Source organism: Clostridioides sp. ES-S-0001-03 (genome assembly GCF_020676075.1).
Classification (GTDB): Bacteria; Bacillota; Clostridia; order Peptostreptococcales; family Peptostreptococcaceae; genus Clostridioides.
In genome coordinates this window covers 642,955-665,373 of record NZ_JACVWJ010000002.1, presented here as the reverse complement: position 1 = coordinate 665,373, position 22,419 = coordinate 642,955, and the positions used below count along the sequence as shown (strand labels likewise).

Below are 22,419 nucleotides of genomic sequence, written 5' to 3'. Positions count from 1 at the left end.
TTGTCTTAGTTTAAATTTTGATTAGAAAATTCATAGATTTTTATCTATAGTGTTTTAAAAATAAACACATATTCTATTTCCATTTATATGCTTAATGTCAAAGTTCATTTCGTAAATATCTCCTAAAACTTTTTCATTAACTATTTCATCTGTACGACCTACCTTTTCAATTTTTCCATTTTTAAGTGCAACTATATTATCTGAATAGCATGAAGCAAAATTTATATCATGCATGACCAACACTATAGTCTTACCTAACTCATCACAAAGACTTCTAAGTACCTTCATCATTTGTACTGAATGATTCATATCCAAATTGTTAAGTGGTTCATCAAGTAATATGTACTCCGTATTTTGGGCTATTACCATTGCTATATAAGCTCTTTGTCTTTGACCTCCACTTAATTCATCCAAATATTTGTCTTGTATATCAGTTAATTTCATATACTCTATTGCTTCATTAATATATTTTTCATCCTCTTGAGTTAAATTTCCTTCACTGTATGGAAATCTTCCAAAGCCAACTAATTCTCTTATTGTGAGTTTTAAAGTTATATTATTAGATTGTTTAAGTATAGCTATTTTTTTTGCAAGTTCTTTATTGTTGTAAGAACTCAAGCTTTTTCCTTCTATCAATACTTCTCCACTATCACCTCCTATAAGTCTTGTTACTATTGATAACACAGTGCTTTTACCAGCCCCATTTGGACCTATAAAAGATGTTATTTTTCCTTTTTCTATATTAAAAGAAACATTATCTACAACATTTTTATTTTTATATTTTTTAAATATATTTTTTATTTCTATCATCTATTTGCCCCCTTTAATAATAATTGGATAAAGTAAATTCCTCCTATAAAATTTATTACTACACTTAATGTTGTATCAAATTTGAATATATGTTGTATAAAAAATTGACCTATTATTAACGTAATCATTCCTAGCAATATAGAACCTAAAATTAAATAGGTATGTTTATATGTTTTAAAAACTTCTCTAGCTATGTTGGCTAGTAAAAGACCTAAAAATGTCATAGGTCCAATAAGTGCTGTTGATACTGAAACTAAAATTGCTATTAGGATTATCATTTTTTTTACTACTTTATCAAAATCTACACCTAAATTAATTGCTTGCTCTCTACCTAATGATAGTACATCTAAATATTTTATATCATCATATATAAAAGGTATTGTTGCAATAACTATTATAAATGCAATTAACAATACATTTGTATTTATATTATTTAGACTAGCCATTATGCTAGTTTGTAGTGCTAGAAATTCATTAGGGTCTATCATTACTTGAATAAATGTTGTTGCACTTTTAAATAGAGTTCCAAATACCATTCCTACTAGGATTAAAAAGAAAATATTATTTTCTTTTCTTTCAAACAATGCTCTATACAATAACATTGAAGCTACAATCATTATAGTAACATTAATGATAAAATTATAATTTTCATTTGTAATGAGATTACTGGTTGCTCCAAATATAAATACTATTATAGTTTGAATCATTACATATAAGGAATCTAACCCTAGCACACTTGGTGTTAATATCTGATTGTTAGTAATTGTTTGAAATACTACTGTAGTAAATGCTATACATCCTCCTCCAAGTATCATTGCAAGTATTTTTGGTATTCTTTGTGATAATGCATAATCTAGATTATTCATATCTATTCCATAGGTTAAAAAAAGTACCATTGATATCAAGAGTAATGCAGTCACTAAGTAAATTTTTTTATTAAGACTAAGCTTCATTTATATTCCTCCTTAGTATTAAGTAAAGGAATAGTATACTTCCTATAACACCAACTGTAAGCCCTATAGATATTTCATATGGATAAATGATAAGCCTTCCAAAAATATCACATATAAGTACAAATAGTGCCCCAAATAATCCCGTATGCCATATACTATCTCTTATATTGTCACCCATATACAGAGATACAATATTAGGAACTATTAGACCTATAAAAGGTATATTACCAGCAGTAACAACTACACATACTGTAACAAGAGCTACTATTATTAAACCTATATTAACGACTTTTTTATAACTTAGACCTAGGTTAGTTGCAAAATCCATCCCCATCCCAACAACAGTAAATCTATTTGCATAAATATATGCTACTATTATGAGAGGTATTGTTATGTATAATATTTCATAATTTCCTTTAAGTATCATAGAAAAGTCACCTTGCATCCAAGAACTTACATTTTGACTCAAATCATATTTATATGAAATAAAATCAGTCATAGAACCTATTATATTTCCAAACATTATACCTACTAATGGCACGAATATTATACTTTTAAACTGTAACTTCCTTATTATTTTCATGAACATAAATGTTCCTATAAGAGAAAATATAAATGCTATTATGGTCTTCGTGAAAATCGATGCACTTGGTATTAAAAGCATACAAATTACTATACCAAATTGAGCCGCATCTATTGTTGCTCCTGTAGTAGGCGATACAAATTTATTTTTACTTATCTGTTGCATTATAAGGCCTGCTATACTCATTCCTATACCTGCAATTAATATACTTATTAATCTTGGTATTCTACTCATGACAAATATCATAAGTTTATGCTGATTTTTTGCAAATATATGCATTATGTTTATATCTTCTGCTCCTATAAATAAGGAAAAATAAGATAAAATTATTATTCCTATAATTAAATATCTCTTTTTCATTCTCCCTCCTTAATTTTTTACTAAAAATGATAATTATTATCATTTCTTTTTACATTTTATCAATAATAATTATCATTGTCAATATATATATATATTTGTTTTTTTATATAAAAAATGTTACTAGAATTAAAAATTCTAGTAACATTTAAATTTAATCTAACCCATATCTCATATATAAATCTATATATATGAATGCTTCTTATTAAATATAGTATTTTCTACACCTAATTTAATTACTATCTTACTTTAGTATCTCTTTAAACACTCTATAAAAGTTTCCACTAGATATTAGATTTATATCACTTTTTTTATATCCTCTTTTTTCAAGCTCTACTATTATATTCTTAGCTTCATATGTACTTTTAAGCCCATCTACACTTGGATTTTTGGAATTTTCTTCAGTAAAAGAACCTATAGTCTCTTCTCCTAGATAATCGCTAAAATCAAAACCAAAAGATACATGCTCTATACCTATAAGATTCACCATATAATCTATATGGTCAACTAAATGTATTAAATCTTGCTTCTTAGGATTAATATTGGTAAATGCTCTAAAGCTATTTATTCCCACTAATCCACCTGTTTTTGAAATTTCTTTTAATTGATTATCTGTAAGATTTCTTTTTACATCACATAGATTCTTAACATTAGAATGAGATGCTATAACTGGTTTACTTACAACTGACATCAAATCCCAAAATGATTTTTCATTTAGATGTGATACATCTATTAGCATACCTAATTGTTCTAACTTATCTACTGCTTTTTTTCCTATTGCAGTTAAGCCTCTGTTTTCATCTCCTAAACACCCTGTAGCAAGTTCATTCTGCTCATTCCAAGTTAATGATGCATGTCTAGCTCCAACTTCTTTATAATAATATTCGATTAAGTCTAAATTTTTTCCAACATGGCTTAAACCTTCAAGACCAATTAAAATATTTATTTTATTCTCATTTAGACCTTTATTTATATCAGAATATTTTTTTACTATGTTTACAATATCCTTCATATCTTCAATTTCTTCTTTTACACATTCTATTATCTGCTTAACTCTCTTTTCAGGCTTTTTATCATATGGTGGGTCTATCCATATTACAAAAATAGCCCCTTCAATGTTTGCTTTTTTAAAATTTTCAAGATGGATTCTTCTAAATACATCTTTCTCTCCATTAATTCTTCTTATCGTTACATCTGACCAAGTATCTGAATGTCCATCAAAAATCATGACAACCTCCAATTAAATAAAATCTTTTTCAAACGTTTGTTTTTCACTCTTTACAAAACTTATATTAAAATATTTCCTACCAAAAGACCAAAATAATTACCAACTATATAACCAAATGTTCCAACTATAAGTATTGGCCCTACTAACTTAGACCACCCTTTTGATATTGCCATAGCTGCTGCTGTTGTAGGTCCACCAATATTTGCATTAGATGCAAGAATAGCTTCTTCCAAGCTAAACTTAAATATTTTGGCAACTGTAAATGTAACTAGCATGTTTATAAGTACCATTATTCCACAATATAAAAGTAATAATGGTGATTTTTGAATTATTAATGGGATTGAAGCAGGAACACCTACTACAACAAAGAAAATGTAGATTAAAAATGTGCCCAGCTCTTGCGCTCCTTTTATATCACTAAAGAAATTAGGCATAAAGGTAGCAAACATCATAGTTAAAGTAGTTATTATTAGATATTGATTGCCAAATAAAGTATTTAACATTGCTAAAAATGGATTTGATGTTGGTATTATAGCTTTAAACCAACCTGACAATTCTACTGATACTGCAACTATTATAAAAGCACTACCAATGGCTATTGCTATATCTTTTAAAGATATTTCTTTTCTTCCCCAATAATTTGCTGCTATTGTTTCGCCTTCATTTACACCTATGCTTTCCATCTCATCTACATGTGGATGTTTAAAATGTTTTCTAAAAAATCCAATAGATGGAATAGCTATTAAAACAAAGAAATATAATGCCATCAAAAGATTATCTGCTACAACAGTTGCTGATACCAATTCTCCAGGTGCATCAAATGCTCCTGACATAGCTGCAAAGTTTACATTTCCACCTATATAAGAACCTGTCATCATGGCTGCAACAATATTTAAATCTGGTACTGCATTTTTTAATGCCAAGAATCCAATCATAGCTCCAAGTACAGTTCCTATAGAACCTACAAGAAATATTACAAGTAATCTTCCACTCTCTTTCCATATCTTTTTGATATTACATTGATATAACAACAAAGCTATGGCTAAAGGGACAACATAACCCCAGACTTGGTCATATACAACAGACTCTACTGGTATAATATTTAGATTTGATAATAACATTGCTCCTACAAGAGCTATTATTGCTCCTGATATTTTTGATGCCCAACTATACTTTTGCTCTAAATAAATACTAAATGCTGCCCATCCAGTTACAATTGCCCACAATACCCAAATATTATCAGGACTTACAAAACTCCTCATCTCAACCGCCTCCATTTCATTAAATTAAAATATCAATATTAATATTCAATATATTGAATATTAATACTATTATAATTCATCTTTTCAGAAAATTCAATATAACGATGTAAATACATTCATTATATAACTTTTATTTTATTTTATTAATTTTGAAAACTATATATGTTATAATCATGTTTGAGGGGGGTTTTTATCTAATGGACATAGATGTTGGAAGCAAAATTAGAGCTCTTAGAAAATCTAAAAATATAAGTATAGCTACCTTAGCAAAAGAGTCTGGTTTAAGTACAGGTTTAATAAGTCAAATTGAACGTAATATGGTTGTTCCATCAATTATAGCAATGTGGAAAATATCAAAAACGCTTGATGTAAACATAGGTTATTTTTTTGATGATATTGGGAAGGATAATTCTAATATAGTAGTAAAGAAAAACAATCGAAAGAAAATAGTAACTAACGATTCTACAAAATTTTACGAGCTTCTTGTTCCTAATTTAATTGGAAAAAAAATAGAATTTATACTTGTCACATTAAATGGACATACAAAAAAAAGTAATGAATTTGTTACACATGAAGGAGAGGAATGCGGATACATAATAAAAGGAAAAATGAAAATAACACTTGGTAATAAAGAGTATCTATTAGAGGAGGGTGACAGTTTTTATTTTAACAGCACTATACCACATATATATGAAAACTGTGATGATGATGAATGTATTTCCGTCTGGGCAATGACTCCACCTTCATTTTAATATATGCAGCTCTTGTTTAAATATAAATTAATAAAAATCTGAAATAAATTAGTATGATAAATTTTATCCTAATTTATTTCAGACTTTTCTAGTTTATTGGTTATATATTGAGTAGACAACTTTCATCTAAAATTTCAGATAATATTTCCTCAGTTCCACTCATTCCATCAAATTTACTTGATATAAATGTGTTTTTTATTTCATTTTTATTTATATCACCATGCTTCAATACATAAGCTTTATTTGAAATATCGAGCATCCCATAATCCATAATAGAATCCCCAATTGCATAAAAACTTTCTATTCCTAATTCTTTGGTTAAATATTCTATGGCATTTTCTTTTGAGATTTCTTTTGGTATAAAATAAATTTTTCTACCACTCACATACAATCTCCAATTTTTTGATTCTAATATATTTATATACTCCCTAATTGAATCTAAATTAAATTTTTTAAAATCTACAACTATATAAAAAAATGTATCCTCTGCAACTTTAAAATTAGTTATTCCTTCTACATTCAAATAAATTTTAAATTTATCTACCATGCTTTCAATAGGCTCATAGTCAGATTTTAATTTGTCTATCTTTTCACTCCATGATTTCAATATTTCATTATCTTTAAGTATAACTCCTCCATTTGAAGTTATACTCCATGGAAAGTAAATACCATATTTATTAAATTCTATACGCTTAAACTGCTCTATTGTTCTAGTAGTAGTTGGTACAAACATACCATAGTACTGTATTTGTTTTATTAAATTTATAGTATTTAAAGATATATAAGAGATTTCTTTCTCTTTATAGATTTCTATATTGGTATATCTCTTATTAGTATTTAAAAATTTATCAGAGTAAATAATACTCCTGTCTAAGTCTGAAAAAACAATCATTCAGCATTCTCCTGTCAAATATATTTTCTAAACATCTTTCATATTCTTTATTATGCCACAACACTTGTAAGCTTTTAAATCTATTTTCTCAACTTCAACATTTTTTTCTTTTGCCAAAATAAATATATGCTCTAAAGATTTATCATTTAAGTCTTTAACAAGTATCTTATATGGAACTCTCCTAAGTAAAACTCTTGTTGTTTCTCCTACCCCTGGCTTGATAAAGTTGATATCTTTTATATCGTACTTTTCCTTTATATTTAAAACATCAAAATAACCATCTTTAGTTATAATATCACTTTTCCATTTTTCAACTTCATCAGATATATTTTCAAATTGGTTTTTGAAACATGCTTCTATAGTTTCTATATAATTTATAGACTCATCTTTATCCTTTAAATGGCTATAAAACTTAGCACCATGAAAATCATCCTTACCAATCAAATCTTCTCTTAGCACAGTTCTACTCACTAATCCAGAAACAGTTGAGTTTAAACATGCACTTGGTATTAAAAAGTCTTCTCTAATTCCATAAAGTCCAGAATATCCAGCAGGGTCAGCTAATACAGCAAGTGTTGAATCAAAATTCTTTTTAAATTTAATTTTAAGCTCATCACATGCTTTTTCTAGCTCCCTTGATATTGTTCCCTTGCCAGTCCATCCATCTAAAAATTGTATGTTTGAATTTGGATGACTACTTATTATATATTCAACTGCATTCATATCTATTCCTTTATCTCTTATTATAGATATTGTATAGTGAGGTAAATTTAAACTATACTTATTTTTTAGATATCTTTTTGCCAAAATACCAATTGGTGTTCCTGCTCTAGCAAGTGAAACTAGTACAACATCATTTCCATTTTTTTTAATTATCTTTTCACACATAACACCTATAGAAAATGCAAGTTTATTCTTATTTTCTTCTAGTTTATCATGATATAATTTCAGATAATCTTCGCTAACCTCATACTCTATTGGTATCATTTCCGAATAATGTCTACCATTTTGTATTTTTAACTCTCTCTCTTTGTTTCCTTCTTCTTCAATTAAATTTGATATATCTTTTAATAAAAAGATAACATCATCTTTAGAATATGTGCTAAATTCTCTCATATGACTCAACTCCTATCTTAAAACTGTGATATATTTTATCGTGATAAAACATTTTAGCTACAACATACTATAGTCAATTTTTTTATACTTGTATTTTTAATTATATCAATAAATTCCAGATAAGAATTCTCACTTTTATCTAACTCAACAAATAAATAACACTCAGAAAAATTATGTCTGTCTATGTTGTAAATGTAATTTTGAACATCTAAATTATAAAAACTCTTTAATTTAAATTTACTTCTAACAGGATAATTATTTTTATCAATATTAATTATTGGACTTCTAGTTGTTGAATGATAGTATATATCACATTGATTTTCTTTTTCTTTTGCAAATAACATAGGTATATACATAAATTCTTCAGTGCCTAAAAATAGAACCTTTTCTGCTTTCTTTTTTAAAGATTCTTTACTTTCTATAACTATTTTTTTACTTTCTCTTTTTATAATTTCTTTTAATTTAATTTGTTCTCTTTTGTTAATTCCAAACCTACCTGTATATCTTATATATTTTTTATTTCCAATATAATCTTCTAAATCAACATTGATATGATTTACTATTAAATTTATTTTATCATCCTTCATAATACTCAATTTACTAATATTGCAATTATCATTGTAATTTGCAACAATATCTTCATTTATATCAAAATTAAAGTCTCCTTTAAATAAATACACAAATTCTATTTTACATCCAAGTTCTATTTCTAGACTACTAATTCTTCTTAAATTTTCATCACTTACCCAATTAAGTATAGAACATATAGTATATATTTTTTTAGGATAGATACTTTGAATCTTTCTGATTATATTCATACATGTATTAGCTGTAGTAATTTCATCATCTACCAAAATTACTTCATCGCCAAATTTAAAGTTGTCTAGCATTTCAAAATATAAATTTTGGTCTGTTGCATGAGAATGTTCTTCTAAAAAGTCTAAATTTTCTAGTTCATCAAATTGCTCTCTAGTGGTATGAATAAATTCATAATTTCCAGATAAGTAATCAAAAAAGCTATGCCCAACGGCTGTCCCAGTTTCTGCAAAAGCTATTACAGTTCCATTTGATGCCACCTTGTTTTTTTTATTATAAATCGTAGCCATTAGTTTCCCTAAATTATCCATTTCACTTGGCTTACAAGCTAAATGTTTTCCAAGTTTTTTTGATATAAATAAAAAACGTCTTTTGCTGTTATTTCTTATTCCTATATCTAAAAAATCATTTAAATCTAAGTTCAATGGATTATCAACAATGTCAATCTCACAATTAAAATTTAAGCAATTCTTCATAGTCTACTCCTTTATTTAATACACCATATATTTTAGATAAAATCAATGTTTTTTTAGCCCATAAAAAATGAGGATTAGTTTCATTCATTCTCTCACCTAATATTCCTTTACTCACACCATATTTACTATTTGTACTATCAAGTATCTCTAAAGCATCAGTAAAATCTTCATATGATACTGCAGACAAAACTTGTACAATTTGAATTTGCATTGGATGAATTACTGTCTTTCCAACTAATCCATGAAATTTATCCAATAGTATTTCTTCTATATACTTATTTCTTATCTCTTCATTTGTCATATCAAAAAATTCCGATACACCTCCACTTATTGGTATATCTATCTCTGGTCTTTGAAGATATGTAATTATATCTAATATAAAAGAAGAACAAATTAAATTATTATATATAGAAAAATTTTTATTTCTTCTTATACCATACATACCTAATATGTCAGTTAGACCTATTCTAATACTGAGTATTCTTGATTTATATCTTAAAATAGTATTATATAAACTACTGAAGCTTAATTCTTTGTTTTCTTTATATATGAATTCTCTTGTTTCTATTATTGGAATAACATACATATTTTGAAGACCTATAGAATTCAAAACTTCTATACAGTTTTCAATTAACTCAGAATTTGCTTTAGGAATCAATATTCCTGTTATTGTATTATTGTTTTTAATTATAATATCTTTAATTCTTAGCAATTGCTCTACATCTTTTATTCTCACAAAAATTAATGGTATACCATCTTTATTAGTTATATTTTCATTGCTAATATTTTTCAAAATCAATTTAAGATTTTCTATAGCCTCAGATTCTCCATTTGCCCCAACAGCATCTTCTAAACAAATAGCTAATGGTCTAACTCCCTTAACATCACCTATAATACTTTTATAAATCATGTTATATTGAGTCGCTGGAACGTATAAAAAAGCACCTAGTGCATATTTCAGTACATCTTTTTCAGTATTGGCATTAAAGTCTTCTGGCACTTTCAAAAAAATTTTCTCTAAATCCTCTTTGCAGATATAATCGAAATATTTCAATGTGTGGCCTCCTCATATACATAGAAAGGGCCAACTTTATCAAAATTAGCCCTTAATATACTACTTATTATAAATTATAGCTGTATTTAATTCTTCTAATCTCTTTGTATTATCCTTAATTGTAACTCTATTATTTTCTTCTATTCTCATAGTTTCATCTATACCAGATTTAATTGTATTGTACATTTTTTCTAATGTCTCTATTTGCACAGAGCTTGTTCCAGCCATTCTAGCTATTTGTGCACTTTGAGAACTTACATTTTGTGCATTTCTAAGCAGTAATTCATTAGTTTTATCATCAAGAGCTTTTAAAGACTTTGCTTGTAATTCTTGCTTTTTAAGTAATATAGCTTGAGATAAACATTGTTTAAATACTGGTAGAGTTACAACAAAGGCACTATTGATTTTTCTAATTAAACCATAGTTATTATGTTGCATACCTCTAAGCATAGGTATAGTCTGAATAGCTATATTTTCTGCTATCCTTAAATCATAGACTCTTTGATTTAACATATCATAGACTTTTAATAGTTCTTGATAGTTGACAATATCCATTTGGTCTCCACTAGTCTCTGATTTTTGTTTGAAATATGGTAGTATTTCATTATCCATTTCTTCTACTGCCATTTCTCCAGCAACAATATATTTTTGAAGTTCATTATAAAAGTCAAAATTTTCATTTAGCATAGCACCAATTTGCTTGTTAGAAAGAGCTATATCTCTTTCATATTGTTCAAGTTCAATTTGAATCTTTTCAACTTCTCCTCCCAGTGTTTCATACTTTTGAAACATCATTTCAATAGCATTATTAGCTTTTTTGAAAAGTTTTTGAACAAAATTTGGTTCCTTAGTTTCTTGAAAATCATCTAAATCAAACTTATCCATTATTTTAGTTAAGTGAACAAGCATCTTAGAATTTTCTTCATTTCTATTTAATTTTATTGTGTTTAATAGGCTATCAGAAACTCTAGCTACTCCTTCAGATGCTTTTCTACCAAATTGTAAAATTGTATCTGGATTTTCTACTTCTATAAGAGAAGTTAAAGCCTCCACCTCTTTAGACTTTCTAAGTTCATTTTTTTTATTATTTGTATATTCCATTATATCAAAATTTTCTTCTTGTATAGTCGTAGGTAAATTTTCAACAGTCTCTACAGAATTATTATCTTTTGAAAAATTATTTATATTTATCCCCATTTAAAATCGTCTCCTCTTGCCAAAAATTTTTTTAAGTAAAGGTATTCCATCTTCAAGTAAGTTCAATTTAAGGTCATATACCATTTTATCCAATCTGTGTATATCAATCAATTGGTTATTTATAACATTTTCTATATTATTTTCTCCGCCTGGAGATAATATAATAATATCAAATCCAATTTTACTAAGTAAAAGCATTAGGAATACAACTTCTTTATCAAACACAATGCTCTTATACATATATATAACCAACTTTGGATTTATGAGAGAGTAATCGAAATTATTCATCATATGAACAAGCTTTTTATCCATATGAAGTACTGTGAATAAGCCTTTTATTTTATCCTCTCCACTTAGTCCATTTAAAAACATGTTGCCTTCTATAAGTTCTTCCACTTTTTCTAAAATCATAATTTGTTGATTTAATGCTAATGTTGAAATAGAATATCCTTTATTATTTAAAACAGAATTTTTATCTATAATACCTTTTGAATTTAATACAAATGATAGGCTAAAAGCTTCTCTTGTAAATTCTTTTGAAAATCTATCTATCTCTCCATTAAATTCAATAAATGTTGAACTTTCTGAATCTCTTAATAAATCTAAAAACTTAATGTATTCATTTTTATCATTATATATTCCATTGATTTTAGAAAAGAAAACTGGAGTTTCTACTATAGTATCATTAAACTTAAATCCTGGTCTCAATTTTAATGGCTGATTCCAATATATTGATATTTCATCAATAGTTGAACTTAAAAGCAAGCTTTTTATTTTTCTATCTTGAAGTTGCCAGGGTTTTATAAATCCAGCATCATTTAACAATTCTTCACTTATTCTTTTTGATGCTTCTGCTCCAACAGTAAAAGCTTTTTTTACAGAGCCTTTATCTATCTTTTCACCTGAAACAACTCTATCTTCAAAAGAAACATTTTCTTCTATTATATTAGCCTCTTCTAATTCTATCTTATATTTATCTAAATTTAAGATACTTATATTACTCTTTGAGTTTGGATTAAGGTATAATATATCAAATCCTGCTAAGTACAATATTAAAAGTAGATAGACTTCATGCTTTTTTATGTCTCCATAAAATATTATTTTTGGAGCATCATTTTTATTTATATCTAAGGCACCAATATAAGTCTTTATCCATGCCATTATTTTCACTATAAAATTTTGTTTAACTCTATCATTAGTAAAATCTTTTTCTTCCTCTTTTAATACTTTATCTATTGCTTGCTTTATTTTATAATCTATTTCTTCAAACCCTAAAATACTTATGTCTACATCTTCTGTACTGTTTTTATAATTTTTAAGCCCATTTTTAAAATAATTAATAATGTCAAAATCACTAGGATTTGCTATAGCATCAGTAAATAAGGCAATATCTTTTCTACTATCAATATTTTGCTTCGCCTTAAATATTTCAAGATTATACAAAATCTCATCTTCTAAACCAATATATGAAATAAAATAACTTAGATATCCCTTTGAAGGAGTGTAATTTCCTCTATCTGATTGGCTGGAGAATATTTTTTCAAATACCTTTGAGTCACCCATAATTATCCTCCCAATTTAATTGTTTATTGATAACTGACTCAAAATATATATTTTGAGCCAGTTTGTTTTTTTATAAAATTTGTTTTAAGCTGTTTTCTTTGGTTTTACTAATCTTATTACACACTTTACAACTTCATTGACTACAACTACACTTGCTGCAACACATAAAACTTTTACCCATGTCATAACATCCATAGCTACAGAGTTAAAGAAATCTTGGAATAACTGAGTAAATATTACTTGTGCAATACCTGTTAAAACTATTATTTGTAATGCTAGTTTATTATGTGTAAAGTTTGGAAAAATACTATCTGCACTAAATTCTCTACAGTTAAATGCATTAAATAATGCACTAAAAGCAAATAACGCAAACATTACAGTTCCCTTATGAGCTTCATCAACACCTAAGAAGTTAAATGTAGATTGTAACATTAGTATTGCTGTTATATAGAATGCATTTAATACTATTGTATATACCATTGACTTAGAAATTATATTTGCTTTTCTATCAACAGGTTTTCTATTTAATACGTGGTCTCTAACAGGCTCTAAACCTAATGCTAGTGCTGGTGGCCCATCCATAATTATATTTACCCACAACAATTGTATTGTTGTAAATGGCATTTCTTGCCCCATAACCTGAGATATTATAGCCACTAAAAATGCAATTACATTTACTGTTAATTGGAATTGAACAAATCTTTGGAAGTTATCATAGATTCCTCTACCCCATTTAATACCTTTTACAATAGTGCTAAAACTATCATCAGTTAAAATTATATCTGCTGCACTTTTTGATACTTCTGTACCAGATATACCCATTGCTATACCAACATCTGCCTTTGAAAGCGCTGGGGCATCATTTATCCCATCACCTGTTACAGCAACAACATCTCCACTCTTTTGAAGAGCTGAAACTATTCTCATTTTACTATCTGGCTTACTTCTTGCAACAATCGAAATAGTTTGTATTTCTTGTTTTAATTCTTCATCATCTAAAGTGTCTATATATGAAGCTTCAACTGCTCTCATATTTCCTTTTAATAAACCTAACTCTTCACCTATAGCTCTTGCTGTATTTATATTGTCTCCTGTAAGCATTTTTACAGAAACACCAGCTTTATTTGCTGTATTCACTGATTCTATAACATCTTTTCTAAGTGGGTCTCTTATACCAACAAATCCACTAAATACTAAATTACTTTCCATTGCACTTACATTCATAGAATCACTTTCAGCAGTTACTGCTGCTTCTTCTTCAGCTTGGGAAATTTCTTTATATGCAAAACCTAAGGTTCTCATTGATTTTACTTGTAATTTTTTTATTTCTTCTAAAATCTCATGTTTTATACCTTCAGTTATTGGAACTATGTCTTTACCTCTTTGAATGTGTGAACATAGCTCAAGCAATACTTCTGGTGCTCCTTTTGATAACAACACATGATTATTCTCTTGACCTATGACAGATGTCATTCTTTTTGAATCAGAAGTAAACGGATTTTGAGCTACTATATTAGATTCTTTTCTAACTTGTCTGTAATCTACATTTTTATAATATAGAAGTAATGCACATTCTGTAGCACTTCCTAGGTACTTAACATCATTATCATTATGCTCTACATCAGCTGTAGAGTTTATCATACAGTTTTCTTCAAAATAACTATTTATTTCTTCTTCTGAGCTCTCAATATATCTTCCATCAATATATGCAACTTCTACTGTCATTCTATTTTCTGTTAATGTACCAGTTTTATCTGAACATATTACAGAAACAGAACCTATAGTTTCACAAGCTTCTTTTTTGGTAACTAAGGCATTTATTTTAGCCATTTTTTGCATTGTTATTGCAAGTGTCATATTTATCATAGTTGGCAGACCTTCTGGAACTGCTGCAACTATCAATGCAACACATACTGTAAAGGCTGTTTTAACAGGGTCTATTGATTCTAAAAATGGTAAAATTCCAGACATATCAACATTTAATACATTCTTACTTACCATTTGGAAAACCATGAATATAAATAATAGTCCTGCTACTGCACTGGAAACTTTAGCTATCAATCCACCTAAATTTCCAAGCTTTATCTGAAGTGGAGTTTGCTCATCTGCATCTGATAAGTTTTGAGCGATTTTACCCATTTCACTGCTATCTCCAATTGAAGTTACAACTAATATTCCTCTACCATAAGCAACAAGTGTACCACCAAATACCATATTTATTTGTTTTGCAGGAATTGGTTCTTGTACCACTAGTGCTCCTTTAGATTCTATTTCTTCCATTGGAACTACTACATCACATTTTTTAGATACATCATCTGATTCTCCTGTTAACATATCTTCTCTAATTTTAAGATTTATAGTTTCTATAAGTCTACCATCAGCAGGTACCATATCACCAGTTTCAATATATACTATATCTCCTGGTACTAGTTCATTCTTAGAAATTTGATGTATTTCTCCATCTCTTAGTACTTTAACTTCAATATTTTCAGTCATCTTAGAAAGAGCATCTGCTGCTTTCTTAGAACGACCTTCTGTAATCATACCTATTGCTATACCTATTGCTATAGCTCCTACAATCCCTATTGCATCATGAGTTTCTCCAATTACTGCACTTACTACTGCTGCAATAATTAAAATAACTATCATTGGTTCACTTAAACTGTCTTTTAAATCATCCCAAAAGCTTCCTTCCTCTTTTGGTGTAAATTCATTTAAACCATACTTTTCTCTTCTAGTCTTGACTTCTGATTCTGATAGACCTCTATCAGGGTTAACAGATAAGTCTTTAGTTACGTCTTCTTTGTCAACATTATAATATTTGATATCGTTATTAAATTCCATATACACACTCAATCCTGTCTAAATTTTGCATTACTTCTTTAAGACCCGCATCTTTTGTTCCTTCACCTATTGCTTTAAACTGCCAACTTCCATCTTTTCTATATATAACCCCTACTATAAGCGTAGTTTTTTCTGAGTAATTATCAGATAAATTATACTTTGCTATTTCCTTTTTATTGCTTTGGTCCTCAACTCTTATATAGGCATTTTTTATCATCCCAAAGTGTTGTTTTCTGTCTATACAATTGTATATATTTACTACAAATAATAATCTGTGAATATTTGATGGAACTTTATCTAAATTAACTAGAATTTGTTCATCATCACCCACACCTTCACCAGTTAAGTTATCTCCTGTATGTAAAACTGACTTACAGGCACTCTTTAAATTTCCAAAATAAATTAAGTCTTTTATACCACTTAATTTTCCTTCCTGATTTAGCATAAATACAGATGCATCGCAATCTATATCAGCTTGTCCTCCACCAAATAAAGACTTAAGGAATCCTCCACCTGCCTGTTGCACAGGGTCCCATCCTAGGCCCACAAGTATATTACTCAATCCTGGGTTGGATTTTTTTAAATCTATTTTATCACCCTTTGATAAATTAATTGACATACTAAACCTCCATAAAATTTTATATAATATAACCTATACATTATTTGTATAGGCTACTTATATTTAATATACTGTGTTACTCATACTAAACACTTAATCCATAGTTTCTGCAAAGTGCTTCTAAGCCACCTTCAAATCCTGCTCCAACTGCACTAAACTTCCATTCTCCATTATATTTATATATCTCACATACTGTAATTGCAGTCTCTATACTAAATTCTTCACCTAAGTCATATCTTAATATTTCTTGGTCATTTTCAGAGTTTAAAACTCTTATATATGAGTTGCTTACTTGTCCAAAGTTTTGTTTTCTTTCAGCAGCTTCATATATTGTAACTGTTACAGCTATTTTTTGTATATGCTTTGGCATTGTATCTAAGTTTACTAATATTTCTTCGTCATCTCCATCACCTTCACCAGTTCTATTATCACCTAAATGCTCAACTGCTCCAGATGGATGTTTTAAATTATTATAGAATATAAAATCTTCATCTCTTTCAACTCTTTGAGATTCTCCTACCATAAAAACACTGACATCTAAATCGTAATCATATCCACTATCAAATGAATTTGTATCCCATCCTAGTCCAAGTCTAATATTTTTAAGTCCTGGATTTCCCTTAGTTAAATCAATTTTTTGTCCTTTTTTTAATACTATAGCCATGGAAAATACCCCCTCTAGTTTATTATATTTAAAATTATAAGTTTATTCCAAAGTTTCCACATAACGCAGCAAGTCCACCTTCAAAACCAGAACCTAGTGCGTTAAATTTCCATTCTCCATTGTGTTTATATATTTCAGCTACTACTATAGCTGTCTCTATACTAAAATCTTCACCTAATTCATACTTTATTAGCTCTTCATTTGTATCTTTATCTACTATTCTTATATAAGAATTACTTACTTGCCCAAAATTTTGTGTTCTTTCTGTTGCATCATGAATTGTAACTGTAAAAGAAATTTTGCTTATTTCTCCAGGAATCTTAGATAAATCAACAACTATTTGCTCATCATCTCCATCACCTTCACCAGTTCTATTATCACCTAAATGTTCAACTGCTCCAGAAGTATGCTTTAAATTGTTGTAAAATACAAAATCTCCATCATTAGTAACACTTCCACTTGCTCCTGTTAAAAATGCTGCTGTATCTAAGTCAAAGTCAAATCCACCATCATACTTGTTAGTGTCCCATCCTAACCCTACTAAAATATTTTTAAGCCCTGGGTTTCCCTTAGTTAAATCAACCTTTTGGCCTTTTGATAATGTTATACCCATAATTTATCGCTCCCTTGTTAATTTTAGCTAAACAAATCTTGCTAATTATTTATCTTTTTCTTTAATCATATTATAACATTTTTTATTCATTTGTGAATAAAACTTACTTGATATTTTTAAAATATAATTAAAAAAATGTTTATATTTCTTACTTTTTACATAGATTTTACATATTTTTTTAAATAGATAAAATCTATGTTTAATATGTAATTATATATCATTTATATATACAAGTATACATTTTATTTTGAAACTACAAAATTCTTTGTACTATATTGTTTTAAGATGTTTTATAATAGATTATATCATCTTATTAGAGGAGAAAAAATATGATTTGTACTATTAAACCATTAAAAGTTGTAATAAAGAACTCAAAAGAGCCTTTAAATGAATTTATGTCTAGTAAGTCTTATACAAATAAGAGTTCTTCTTATATTAAAGAAGTCTACTTTACACGATATATAGGTATTGATAATTCGATTGATAAATACATAAAAAACATCAAAAATATAGATGCTCATTTTTTTAACAATATAACAGTTCCCTATATTAGGCTAAACAACTTAAATATAAATTTTGATAAATCACAAACAGATAAGATGCTCAATACTTTCAATACTTATAATGATGCTAAATTTAACAGTTGGAATTTATACAATATTGAATTTCCTTGTAAGATAGAAAATGATACATTAGATTGGACAAAAAAAATTGCATTTAAAAATACATTAGATTTGTTTTCTAAAAACACACCACATTCAACACCTTCTATTGTTAAAAATTTTGCTGTTAAACTTTTATGTTGGATAGATTATTTTCTACCTAAATTATTTTATAATAAAATTAAAATTACTGTTTCACCCAAGGTAGTGTATTTTGGAAATATTAAGAGACAGGAACTTTTTTTCTTATATTTTTTATCACAGCTTGGATGTGATATTTTATATATAAATCCTCATAAGGATATCCTTGATTTGTATCCTGAATGTTCTAGATTTTCTACTTTAGTTGAATTTTCTAAAAAAAGTCCAACTATGCTAGATATACCTTTGGAAAAATTAAATACAGATATAAATAAGAACATCAATAATAACAAAACTTATACTCCTATAAATAAACCTCAATCTGAACAAACTTCTGTTGACACAAACTTTACATCTACAAAAAATAAAAAAGATAAAGAAATAGAACTTACATATGAAGAACTCGCAAAATTATCAACTTCTGTTGTTATGATTGTTGTGTGTGATAATGAAAACAAACCATTCAAGAGCGGTTCTGGAGTAGTCATAAATAGTGAAGGTTACATACTTACAAATCTCCATGTAGTTAATGAAGGCTATTCATTTTTAGTTAGATTTGAAAATGATGATAAAGTTTATACATCACATCAAATCATAAAATACCACTCAGATTATGATTTGGCTGTAATAAAAGTTGATAGAGAATGTAAATCAATACCAGTCAAGGTTAGTAAAAAACCTGTAAGAGGCCAAAAAATAGTTGCAATTGGAAGCCCTTTAGGTCTTTTCAATACAGTTTCAGATGGAATTATCTCTGCTTTTCGTGACTTTGAAACAGTTCAAATGATACAATTTACAGCTCCAATCTCTAGTGGTAGTTCTGGAGGGGCTCTTTTAGATATGTTTGGCAATTTACTGGGATTAATTTCTGCTGGATATGATGATGGACAAAACTTAAATCTAGCGGTGGAAAGTCATCTTGTCAAAATATTTGCCAATAATTTTATCGAAATAATAAACTAATTTACTCTTTCTTCATACCAATAGAGAGGGTGAGAACATTATATATGTTCCCCCTCTCCATATAATGAAAAAATTAATACTTGATGTTTTTATGCTCTATAAACAATTGATGCCATAGACAAAATGTAAATATAGTCCATATTTTCCTTGAATTATCTTTGTGACCTTTTAGATGTTCATCTAAAAGTTTTATTATATATTTTTTATCAATAAACTCATCTACATTTGCATTGGAAATAGTTTCTCTTACAACAACTCCTAAATCATCTTTTAACCAAACTCTTATTGGCGTTGGAAATCCTAATTTTTTTCTCTGAATAACATGCTCTGGTACTATATCTTTAAAAGATTCTCTAAGTAGCACTTTTGTGTTATTTTTTGTTATTTTTTGTTCAACTCTTAAATTTTTTGCTACATCAAATACATCTTTATCTAAAAAAGGTACTCTAAGTTCTAGATGCTCAGCTACAGAGAATTTATCAACTTTTTGAAGTATATCACCTTGAAGCCATGTATTTACATCTATATGTTGCATTTTACTTATATAATCGTAATTATTTTTCTGCGCTTCTCTGTACAAATTTGATAATAAATACTCATGTATATTCTTTTCCTTATATTTAAAAAAGAATCTTTTTACTTCATTATTTTCAAAAATCTTCGCATTTCCTATATATCTCTTTTCTAAAGGTGTTGTAGCTCTGTAAAGATAATTTTTGCCTTTTATATTAGGCATAAGCTCTGAAACTCTATTTAATACGCCTCTAATATACACTGGTGAATTTATAACTGATTTCACATTATTATATTCCTTGTATACATTATATCCCCCGAATAATTCATCAGCACCTTCTCCAGACAAAGCTATTTTAACATATTTACTAGCTTCTTTAATTAAAAAATAAAGACCTACTCCTGATGGGTCTGCCACAGGGTCATCCAAAAAATAAATTACACTCGGTAATGCTTTTATATAGTCATCTTGTGTTATGTTGAGTGGAATGTTTTCTATGCCCAATTTATCAGCTGTTTTTTTAGCTATTTCCAATTCACTATACCCTTTAACATTAAAACCTAGCGAAAAAGACTTTATATTTGGATTAATTTGTGAAGCTATAGAGGTTATAATTGATGAATCTATACCACCAGACAAAAATGTCCCAATTTGTTTATTTTCTTCTACCTGTCTTCTTACCGAATCTATTACTACATTTCTCATTTCTTCTTCGCCTATATCTCTATTCCCTAAATGATTCTTACTGTAAAAAAATTTTGTACTACTCCTAAATTCAAGTTTATTGTATCTCTTTAAAGATAGTATTCCGTTTTCCACTCTAAAAAAATGTCCTGCTGGTATCAATCTTATTCCTTGTATCATAGTATCTTCAGGAAGAACATATTGAAACGAAAAATAACTCTGTAAACTTCGTTCATTTATATTTAGTTTTTTAACATACTCGAGTATAAATTTATATTCTGATGCAAAGATTATCACTTTTTCTTTATTTATATAGTAAAGTGGTTTTATTCCAAATAAATCTCTTGCCCCAAATATGCTTTCATTTTCTTTATCATATATTATAAAGCTAAACATACCTTTTATCTTATGTACACAATTTTTTCCAAATGCTATATAAGATGTTAATAAGATTTCAATATCACTATCTGTAGCAAAATTGTACCCTTTTTTAATCAATTCTTCTTTTATCTCGCAACCATTATATATTTCACCATTTAAAACTATAACCTTTCCATCTTTTTCAAATGGTTTAACTCCATGTATAACATCTATTACATCAAATCTATTAAAATCAAACTCTTTTTCCTCACCTTTTAAGTATCCTCTACTATCAAGACTTATATGATTTATATTATTTACAGATTCTTTTATTTTAAATTTAATATCTTCTTTTTTAGATATATCTCCTTTATAATAAATTGAAATATTGCCACACATATTATCAGATTTCCTTCCTAATTTTTAGTATTATCCTATATCTCATAGTTTTGTCTTTGCCTTCAAAACTTATTCAATTTTAAAAAAATTACTATCAAATTTTTATAAATTATCTGCTAATCTTTCATAATTTTTTAATTTCTAGAAATACTATATTAGGAGGTGATTTTTATGAAGAAAAAAATGTTAATACCAGTTATTATGTCTTTATTTATACTTTCACAGTGTATAACTTTATTTGCTTTTACACCCGAAAATAACAAGTTTAAGGTTAAACCATTACCTTATGCTTATGATGCACTTGAGCCATATATAGATAAAGAAACTATGATTTTACATCATGATAAACATTATCAGGCTTATGTTGATAAGTTAAATGCAGCTCTTGAAAAATATCCTGAGCTTTATAATTATTCTTTATGTGAATTATTACAAAACTTAGATTCTTTGCCTAAAGACATTGCTACAACAGTAAGAAATAATGCAGGTGGTGCTTACAATCATAAATTCTTTTTTGATATAATGACTCCTGAGAAAACTATACCTTCTGAATCTTTAAAAGCAGCTATCGACAGAGATTTTGGTTCTTTTGAAAAATTCAAAGAAGAATTCCAAAAAGCAGCTTTAGATGTTTTTGGTTCTGGTTGGGCTTGGCTGGTAGCCACTAAAGATGGTAAATTGTCCATTATAACTACTCCAAACCAAGATAGCCCTGTAAGTAAAAACTTGACTCCTATCATAGGTCTTGATGTTTGGGAACATGCTTACTATTTAAAATATCAAAACAGAAGAAATGAATATATTAACAACTGGTTTAATGTAGTTAATTGGAATGGAGCTTTAGAAAATTACAAAAATTTAAAATCTCAAGAGTAATTAAATATTAAAATCCTTTTG

Annotated in this window: 19 protein-coding genes; 3 read left to right on the top strand and 16 right to left on the bottom strand. The window is 27.7% G+C overall.

Annotation, left to right across the window (positions count from 1 at the left end; genetic code table 11):
• Window positions 1–54: 54 nt before the first annotated feature.
• The 5 genes from IC174_RS06295 to IC174_RS06275 form a co-directional block, all read right to left on the bottom strand.
• A complete protein-coding gene (locus IC174_RS06295; protein WP_227433112.1) occupies window positions 55–810 on the bottom strand; it encodes an ABC transporter ATP-binding protein in 756 nt (251 codons plus the stop codon).
• Entirely contained in the window at window positions 807–1,763 is a 957-nt protein-coding gene (locus tag IC174_RS06290; protein ID WP_227482412.1) for an iron chelate uptake ABC transporter family permease subunit, read from the bottom strand. Before IC174_RS06290 ends, IC174_RS06295 begins: the two co-directional genes overlap by 4 nt.
• Window positions 1,753–2,706 carry an ABC transporter permease gene (locus IC174_RS06285; RefSeq protein ID WP_227433109.1) on the bottom strand — a complete coding sequence of 318 codons (954 nt, stop codon included), beginning with the start codon at window positions 2,704–2,706 and terminating at the stop codon, window positions 1,753–1,755. The genes IC174_RS06290 and IC174_RS06285 overlap by 11 nt, the downstream gene beginning before the upstream one ends.
• Window positions 2,707–2,947: 241 nt before the next feature.
• A complete protein-coding gene (locus IC174_RS06280) occupies window positions 2,948–3,931 on the bottom strand; it encodes a dipeptidase (RefSeq protein WP_227433108.1) in 984 nt (327 codons plus the stop codon).
• 59 nt (window positions 3,932–3,990) lie between these two features.
• Window positions 3,991–5,193, bottom strand: coding sequence for a DUF819 domain-containing protein (locus tag IC174_RS06275; RefSeq protein WP_227433106.1), 1,203 nt, complete (start codon window positions 5,191–5,193; stop codon window positions 3,991–3,993).
• Between the two features lie 197 nt (window positions 5,194–5,390).
• On the opposite strand from IC174_RS06275, the gene IC174_RS06270 reads away from it, so the two are divergent.
• Window positions 5,391–5,945, top strand: a complete 555-nt coding sequence (locus tag IC174_RS06270; protein WP_227482411.1) for a cupin domain-containing protein — start codon at window positions 5,391–5,393, stop codon at window positions 5,943–5,945.
• 100 nt (window positions 5,946–6,045) lie between these two features.
• Here the strand turns inward: IC174_RS06270 and IC174_RS06265 are convergent, their stop codons facing one another.
• The 10 genes from IC174_RS06265 to IC174_RS06220 form a co-directional block, all read right to left on the bottom strand.
• Window positions 6,046–6,837 (bottom strand): HAD family hydrolase, encoded by a 792-nt coding sequence (locus IC174_RS06265; protein WP_227433102.1) that lies wholly within the window; start codon window positions 6,835–6,837, stop codon window positions 6,046–6,048.
• 27 nt (window positions 6,838–6,864) lie between these two features.
• On the bottom strand, window positions 6,865–7,953 hold the full coding sequence (locus tag IC174_RS06260; protein ID WP_227433100.1) for a cysteine protease StiP family protein: 1,089 nt from the start codon (window positions 7,951–7,953) through the stop codon (window positions 6,865–6,867).
• Window positions 7,954–8,006: 53 nt separating this feature from the next.
• Window positions 8,007–9,245, bottom strand: coding sequence for a phosphoribosyltransferase family protein (locus IC174_RS06255; protein ID WP_227482410.1), 1,239 nt, complete (start codon window positions 9,243–9,245; stop codon window positions 8,007–8,009).
• Entirely contained in the window at window positions 9,223–10,299 is a 1,077-nt protein-coding gene (locus IC174_RS06250) for an HpcH/HpaI aldolase/citrate lyase family protein (RefSeq protein WP_227482409.1), read from the bottom strand. The genes IC174_RS06255 and IC174_RS06250 overlap by 23 nt, the downstream gene beginning before the upstream one ends.
• 60 nt (window positions 10,300–10,359) lie before the next feature.
• Window positions 10,360–11,496 (bottom strand): toxic anion resistance protein, encoded by a 1,137-nt coding sequence (locus tag IC174_RS06245; protein WP_227433096.1) that lies wholly within the window; start codon window positions 11,494–11,496, stop codon window positions 10,360–10,362.
• On the bottom strand, window positions 11,497–13,059 hold the full coding sequence (locus IC174_RS06240; protein WP_227482408.1) for a YceG family protein: 1,563 nt from the start codon (window positions 13,057–13,059) through the stop codon (window positions 11,497–11,499).
• An 84-nt stretch (window positions 13,060–13,143) separates the two neighbouring features.
• Entirely contained in the window at window positions 13,144–15,903 is a 2,760-nt protein-coding gene (locus IC174_RS06235) for a calcium-translocating P-type ATPase, PMCA-type (RefSeq protein ID WP_227482407.1), read from the bottom strand.
• Window positions 15,893–16,522: a TerD family protein gene (locus IC174_RS06230; protein ID WP_227433092.1), complete on the bottom strand. Its 630-nt coding sequence runs from the start codon at window positions 16,520–16,522 to the stop codon at window positions 15,893–15,895. The genes IC174_RS06235 and IC174_RS06230 overlap by 11 nt, the downstream gene beginning before the upstream one ends.
• Before the next feature lie 85 nt (window positions 16,523–16,607).
• Entirely contained in the window at window positions 16,608–17,186 is a 579-nt protein-coding gene (locus tag IC174_RS06225; protein WP_227433091.1) for a TerD family protein, read from the bottom strand.
• Between the two features lie 34 nt (window positions 17,187–17,220).
• The gene (locus IC174_RS06220) at window positions 17,221–17,799 is read right to left on the bottom strand and encodes a TerD family protein (protein WP_227433090.1); all 579 of its coding nucleotides are present in this window, start codon (window positions 17,797–17,799) and stop codon (window positions 17,221–17,223) included.
• Window positions 17,800–18,128: 329 nt separating this feature from the next.
• Between IC174_RS06220 and IC174_RS06215 the strand changes: the two genes are divergently transcribed.
• Entirely contained in the window at window positions 18,129–19,565 is a 1,437-nt protein-coding gene (locus IC174_RS06215; protein WP_227482406.1) for a trypsin-like peptidase domain-containing protein, read from the top strand.
• Window positions 19,566–19,638: 73 nt separating this feature from the next.
• Here the strand turns inward: IC174_RS06215 and asnB are convergent, their stop codons facing one another.
• Window positions 19,639–21,522 carry an asparagine synthase (glutamine-hydrolyzing) gene (asnB, locus tag IC174_RS06210; protein WP_227482405.1) on the bottom strand — a complete coding sequence of 628 codons (1,884 nt, stop codon included), beginning with the start codon at window positions 21,520–21,522 and terminating at the stop codon, window positions 19,639–19,641.
• 171 nt (window positions 21,523–21,693) lie between these two features.
• Between asnB and IC174_RS06205 the strand changes: the two genes are divergently transcribed.
• A complete protein-coding gene (locus IC174_RS06205; RefSeq protein ID WP_285891625.1) occupies window positions 21,694–22,398 on the top strand; it encodes a superoxide dismutase in 705 nt (234 codons plus the stop codon).
• Window positions 22,399–22,419: the final 21 nt, after the last annotated feature.